Origin of the sequence: Nocardia amikacinitolerans NBRC 108937, assembly GCF_001612615.1 — a bacterium.
Lineage (GTDB): Bacteria > Actinomycetota > Actinomycetes > Mycobacteriales > Mycobacteriaceae > Nocardia > Nocardia amikacinitolerans.
Genome location: NZ_BDAU01000099.1, coordinates 1 through 857, shown reverse-complemented (window position 1 = coordinate 857; position 857 = coordinate 1). Strand labels below are relative to the sequence as shown.

Here is an 857-nt window from a genome sequence, read left to right as displayed (position 1 = left end):
ACCGATCGACGTCGATCGCTCGAATTCTCAGCTCATCGACGGTGAGCACTGGGTGCCCTGAGCTATCTGCCACGTGCAGACTGACGGTCTCAGCGCTCGTCGGCGTCAACCAAACCCGTAGCGCCGTCGGCTTGGTATTGAATAGCGATACCCCTGACAAGGTGAACGGGAGTTTGATCGTTCGCTCGTCATACGCAGTTGTGGGATGCAGTGCCATGGTATGCAGCGCCGCATCGAGGAGCGCGGGATGGACTGTGAACCCGAGTCGACCGACGTCAGCGATCTCTTCGGTGATGGCGACTTCCGCGCAAATCGTGTCGCCATCCTGCCATGCGCGCCGTAATCCCTGGAAGGAGGGCCCATAGCCCATTCCTATCGCTGCCATCCGTTTGTAGAGATCGGTGACCTCCATAGGTGTGGCATCCGGAGACGGCCACGGAAGGATGCGGCCACCATCCGGAAGGCATGATCCAGCGCGGCCGGTCGCATGCCGCTTCCACGGCTCGTCCCCGCAACGAGCATAGACTGCAATGGCTCGCTCGCCGTTGTCGTCCGGCGCGCCCAGGCGAACCTGCAAGGCGGTGCTGGCCGACAACGGTAGGGGCGCTTCTATAGCGAGCTCAGTGATCCCGTCGAGGTCTGCTTGCTGGGCAGCTTCAAGAGCGATATCGATGAAAGCAGTGCTGGGCAGAAGCGGAATCTGCGCGACGGTGTGATCTGAAAGCCAAGGGTACGCATCCATCGATATGTCGCCGGTGAGCACGAGCTCGTCGGCCCCAGCGAGGTGCGTTATGTGGTCAATGAACGGATGACCAGTTCCGTTGTGCCTTGTCCCGCTTCCCTCGATTGCGTTGTTG

General features: G+C 60.8%; 1 protein-coding gene. It reads right to left on the bottom strand.

The annotated features are described in order from the left end of the window. On the bottom strand, positions 1-763 hold a 763-nt coding region (locus NAM01S_RS33630; protein ID WP_255284357.1), incomplete at its 3' end, for a polyketide synthase dehydratase domain-containing protein. Positions 764-857 lie beyond the last annotated feature (94 nt).